The sequence below is a fragment of the Exiguobacterium sp. s160 genome (genome assembly GCF_018617575.1).
GTDB lineage: Bacteria > Bacillota > Bacilli > Exiguobacteriales > Exiguobacteriaceae > Exiguobacterium > Exiguobacterium aestuarii_A.
Genome location: NZ_JACSKK010000016.1, coordinates 1 through 5,013 on the forward strand (window position 1 = coordinate 1; position 5,013 = coordinate 5,013).

Here is a 5,013-nt window from a genome sequence, read left to right on the forward strand (position 1 = left end):
TATAGCTCTTAAATTGACGAAGCTTGCGCTTCATTCAAAAATTGTAAAACTTATTTTTGCCTCATCGTTCAGTTTTCAAAGTTCGTCTGTCGCTCTTGGCGACTTCATTAATCTATCACGTTTCAATTGTTTTCGTCAACAACTTTTTTCACAAATTGTTTTTCTGAAATAATCTTTTGCCGTGACAACGTTTATAACTATAATCTCTATTTACCACTTCGTCAATACAAAAAACAATAAAATTTAAAAAAAGATTTACTCTTCGCTGATAAGACGAAAAGTAAACCTTGATTACCTGTTTCATTTAAGACGAACGTAACCCGTCTTTTCGACCAACACCTGGCCATCCTCGCTACCTAACCATTTTAGAAAAGCATCATATTGCTCTGCTTTTTCTTCCGTAGTAACTGCGTAGAATTCAGAGGTCAGCGGATAGGATCCGTCTTGAATCGTTTTAACGGTCGATTCGACCCCATCTATACGAAGTAACTTGACTTTATGATCATTGACCATTTCTGTCGCATAGTATCGGAATGAGAATCCGATCGCATTTTTATGATTTCGATACGATGAGGCTTGTTGAATGATTCCACCCATTCCTTGAGGTACATCTTCAACCGGTGCCTCCATCAACTTTCGTTCACCCATCATCTTTTGCAATGCCGTTTGACTACCGCTATCTTCAGGTCGTTGAAAAGCACGAATGGTTTCGGAGTTGCCACCGACCTCTTTCCAATTTCGGATGTCCCCCGCATAAATTCCACGGACTTGTTCCATTGTCAATGACTCTACCGGATTATCTTCATGAACAAAGAATACAAATGCTTCTCTACCAACAGGTGTCATATGTAGAGATACGTCTTTTTGCTTCGCAACTTGCAACTGACGATCCGACGGACCCGCGACAAAAATCAAGTCCGTTTGATCGTTCATCAATCGACTGTATGCTTCTGGCGTTGTTGTCGAGACGACTTTACTCACTTGATCATTATACGGGTCATACGTTCCGGAGTTTGGATACACCGCTTCGACGAATGAAGCATACATCGGATAAAGAGCTGTCGCACCATCCAACCGTGGCACGCCGTTTACGAATGAAACGGATGTTGGATGATTCAATTTCGCCAATCGATCTGAGTTCGTAAATGGCTGATAATCGATTAACTCTACACCACGCTCTTCAATTTTCAAATGGTCTTGATACATGTAGTACCCTTTGACAGAAGCGAATACAAGAACACCTGATAAAACTCCCCAACCGAGGACCCGTTTCACTTTCCGATTTGAGAGAGGCGAAAAATCATAAAGACCCATACATACAATCAACAGAGCCGCCATATACCAAATCGTCCAAAGAATGGGGCGTCCTTGTATAATCGGGTCTCCCATCGTAAAGAGAGCGACAACGACGGAAATCACAAACGTGACAAATAAAATGAAAATCGTTCCGATGCTAAACTTCAAAAATTTCATGCGACGTATCGTCTCCTCATCATGCTTACATACGGGGAATTAGGCAATCTCATAAAGTACTGCTTCTACTCCAACTCCCTTTGTTGGTCTCGTGACCGTACGAACATATCCTTTTCTCACTAAAAATCCGATGATACTTCCGAGGTCGACACGAAGCTCATTTAAGTTTGGATGATCCATCAATTCGGAGAACGTCCAAGCCCCATCTTTCTCTTGCATCGTCTGAAGTAACAACAGTGTGCCGGGCAACACTTTTGATTGAATCAAATGTTCCATTCCAATCACGACAAGATGGATTCGTTGTTCAAGTGTCTCTTGTCCCCCGACAAGTTCTTCGTGTAGCTTATAAATTTCAAGATCGATTGCTCGGACTTGTTCCCATAAAACAATTTCAGGATGAATTCCAGCCTCTAAAATCGAAAGTCGCGCCAAGTGTGTGAGCGCATGGTGAATCTGGGTAAAGGCGTCTTGGAATTCGCCTTCTAAAAATAAATAGCGACCATCTTCAAAACGACGCAATAGTTTCGCAAACGAAAGCGATAGTTGAAGACGTTGTTCCCTATTCGTCAAATTACGATTTCGTTGTCGCAACTCTAAGATGTATTCATTCCGTTCAAATAGAACAATTCCGTCTTCAATCCAATGAATCGCGCGTCGGTTTTCATTTAAGACGATCCATCTGTCCATCATCGAGTCACTCACGACATGTAAGACAATTCTTTCTTGACCGACCTGATAATGTTTCACCGTCCAAAATGGATCCGGTCTCGCTTCAATGACAATGAGCAGACGGTCGGATTGATCCGTCAACGGATCACGTGCTCGTTTTTTCTTCACTTCAATAATTCCAAGAGTTGTTTTTAATGCAGCATATTCTGAATAAATAGTGCGAGTCGCATATTCCATCGTCATCTGGACCCCTTCTCTCCCAATCGTAAGTTGACTATATATGACGATTGTCATTTTCGATACGAACAAGATTCGCCCTCTTTTCAAAAAACTCCTGCCGAAAAAGTGCAGGAACTTCTCACTCGTTTGAAGATGAGCTATGATAGAGACAGACTATTGGAGGGATTCACTTATGAAAAAACGGGGGAACAAAATCAACCGTGCACGCAATATAGCATTACTCCTGATTTTCGGCGGAATCGGCGTCATGTATCTCGGACTTCTCGCTAAATCCATCACTTGGCTCATGATTATTTTTATGCTGCTTGGATTTATCATGGTGCTCGCAAGCTCTGCCCTTTACTTCATCGTCGGGATGGCCTCGACAAAAGCAATCATCGTCACGTGTCCGAATTGCGAAAAAGAGACGAAAATGCTTGGGCGCGTCGACTTATGTATGCATTGTGACGAACCGCTCACAATTGACCGCTCACTTGAAGGTAAAGAGTTTGATGAAAAATATAACAAGCGTCAGTCAGAACAAACTGACTGACAACAAAAAACCACATCCGAATGCTCGGATGTGGTTTTTAATGTGTTTGTGATTGCTCAGATTGGCAAGACGGACACGTTCCGTACACTTCAAGACGGTGACGATCGACTTTGAACCCAGTCAATTGAGATGCAACCGATTCGATTTCATCTAATACCGGATAATTAAAGTCGACGACTTTCCCACACGTGTCACAGATGATGTGATAGTGTTTCGACGTCACAAAATCAAAGCGACTTGAGGCGTCCCCATAGTTCATCTCTTGAACGAGACCCACTTCTTTAAAGACACGCAAGTTGTTATATACAGTGGCCACACTCATGTTTGGAAACCGTGCGGCAAGTGCCTTATAAATGTCATCCGCTGTCGGGTGACTGTGCTCCGTGACGAGGTACTCCAAAATGGCCTGGCGCTGAGGCGTCATTCTGACTCCATGTTCCCGGAGCGACTGAACAGCATGGTCAAGCATTTCGCTTCCCACGTCAATCCCTCATTTCTTCTATAAAATTCATGCGAAATAGTTTTGAAAATTAACTTATTTCTTACATAGTAATCTTTATAAATAGTGTACTGATTTCTCAACTACTCGTCAAACACTGAGCTTATGCGGTTGACGGCTATGATACAATAAGTGCGAATTTGAATAAGGAGGCAATACATATGACTACTTCATCAAATCGTCAGTCATCCGATGCATTATACCAAGATGCACTCACTCACATCGTCGGAGGTGTCAACAGTCCATCCCGCTCATTTAAAGCGGTCGGTGGCGGCGCCCCTGTTTATATGGAACGCGGCGAAGGTGCCTATTTTTATGATGTAGACGGCAACCGTTACATCGATTATTTGGCGGCATACGGTCCAATCATTACGGGTCATGCCCACCCACACATTCATGAAGCGCTTATGAACGCTTCTTCAAAAGGTTTATTATACGGAACACCTCACCGTCTTGAAGTCGAGTTTGCCAAGAAACTAAAACAAGCCATTCCTTCTATGGATAAGGTACGATTCACCAACTCTGGAACAGAAGCCGTGATGACGACAGTTCGAGTCGCCCGTGCTTATACCGGTCGTGAACTCGTTGTGAAATTCAGCGGTTGCTACCACGGACATTCGGATCTCATGCTGATTGCAGCAGGTAGTGGTCCAGCAACACTCGGTTCTCCAGACTCAGCAGGTGTGACAAAAGCCACAGCTAAAGAAGTCATCACCGTCCCATTCAACGACATCGAAGCGTATCGCGAGATGATGAAGGAATGGGGAGACCAGGTCGCATGTGTTCTCGTCGAGCCGATTGTCGGGAACTTCGGAATCGTAGAACCGAAGCCAGGTTTCCTCCAGGCTGTTAATGACATCACGCACGAACATGGCGCTCTCGTCATCTATGATGAAGTCATCACAGCATTCCGCTTCACATATGGAAGTGCCCAACAAGTATACGGAATCGAACCGGATATGACGGCACTTGGGAAGATTATTGGTGGTGGTCTACCAATTGGCGCTTATGGCGGAAAAGCCGAAATCATGGAGACGGTCGCACCACTCGGACCTGCGTATCAAGCCGGCACAATGGCAGGAAACCCGGCCTCGATGGCGACAGGAATCGCGTGTCTCGAAGTACTTGAACAACCTGGCGTTTATGAAAAGTTAGACAAGCTCGGTGCACGACTTGAGGCAGGGATCCGTGAAGCGGCAGAGAAACATGACGTGACCATCACGCTCAACCGTTTGAAGGGAGCGCTCACGGTATACTTCACGGATGAAATCGTCACTGATTATGAGGGTGCTGAAAAATCGGACGGTGAGAAGTTCGGACGCTTCTTCAAGTTGATGCTTGAAAACGGCGTGAACTTGGCCCCATCGAAATATGAGGCATGGTTCCTCACAACAGAACATACGGAACAAGATATCGACGAGACAATCGAAGCGGTCAACCGCTCGTTTGCACAGTTGTGAGAAAGAGATGCGTAAGCATCTCTTCAGGCTGTTGACGAACCAAATCGCCATGTGCGATTTGGTTCGTCTTTTTTTATGTTCAACGAGCTTGAGGCGCTCTGCCCGACAAAAGATTGAAGAAATGTTATGTAGACGGTCCT

At 44.4% G+C, this 5,013-nt stretch carries 5 protein-coding genes; 2 read left to right on the forward strand and 3 right to left on the reverse strand.

Annotated features, from left to right (window positions below; translation table 11 throughout):
* Window positions 1-300 precede the first annotated feature (300 nt).
* On the reverse strand, window positions 301-1,473 hold the full coding sequence (locus KNO86_RS14445; RefSeq protein WP_214697368.1) for a PstS family phosphate ABC transporter substrate-binding protein: 1,173 nt from the start codon (window positions 1,471-1,473) through the stop codon (window positions 301-303).
* 39 nt (window positions 1,474-1,512) lie between these two features.
* A complete protein-coding gene (locus KNO86_RS14450; protein WP_224863216.1) occupies window positions 1,513-2,451 on the reverse strand; it encodes a nucleotidyltransferase-like protein in 939 nt (312 codons plus the stop codon).
* A gap of 103 nt (window positions 2,452-2,554) precedes the next feature.
* Between KNO86_RS14450 and KNO86_RS14455 the strand changes: the two genes are divergently transcribed.
* Window positions 2,555-2,914, forward strand: a complete 360-nt coding sequence (locus KNO86_RS14455; RefSeq protein ID WP_251127031.1) for a YgzB family protein — start codon at window positions 2,555-2,557, stop codon at window positions 2,912-2,914.
* Between the two features lie 37 nt (window positions 2,915-2,951).
* Here KNO86_RS14455 and perR read toward each other — a convergent pair whose 3' ends face one another.
* Window positions 2,952-3,383 carry a peroxide-responsive transcriptional repressor PerR gene (gene perR, locus KNO86_RS14460; protein ID WP_031421138.1) on the reverse strand — a complete coding sequence of 144 codons (432 nt, stop codon included), beginning with the start codon at window positions 3,381-3,383 and terminating at the stop codon, window positions 2,952-2,954.
* Between the two features lie 191 nt (window positions 3,384-3,574).
* On the opposite strand from perR, the gene KNO86_RS14465 reads away from it, so the two are divergent.
* The gene (locus KNO86_RS14465; protein WP_214697372.1) at window positions 3,575-4,873 is read left to right on the forward strand and encodes a glutamate-1-semialdehyde 2,1-aminomutase; all 1,299 of its coding nucleotides are present in this window, start codon (window positions 3,575-3,577) and stop codon (window positions 4,871-4,873) included.
* Window positions 4,874-5,013 lie beyond the last annotated feature (140 nt).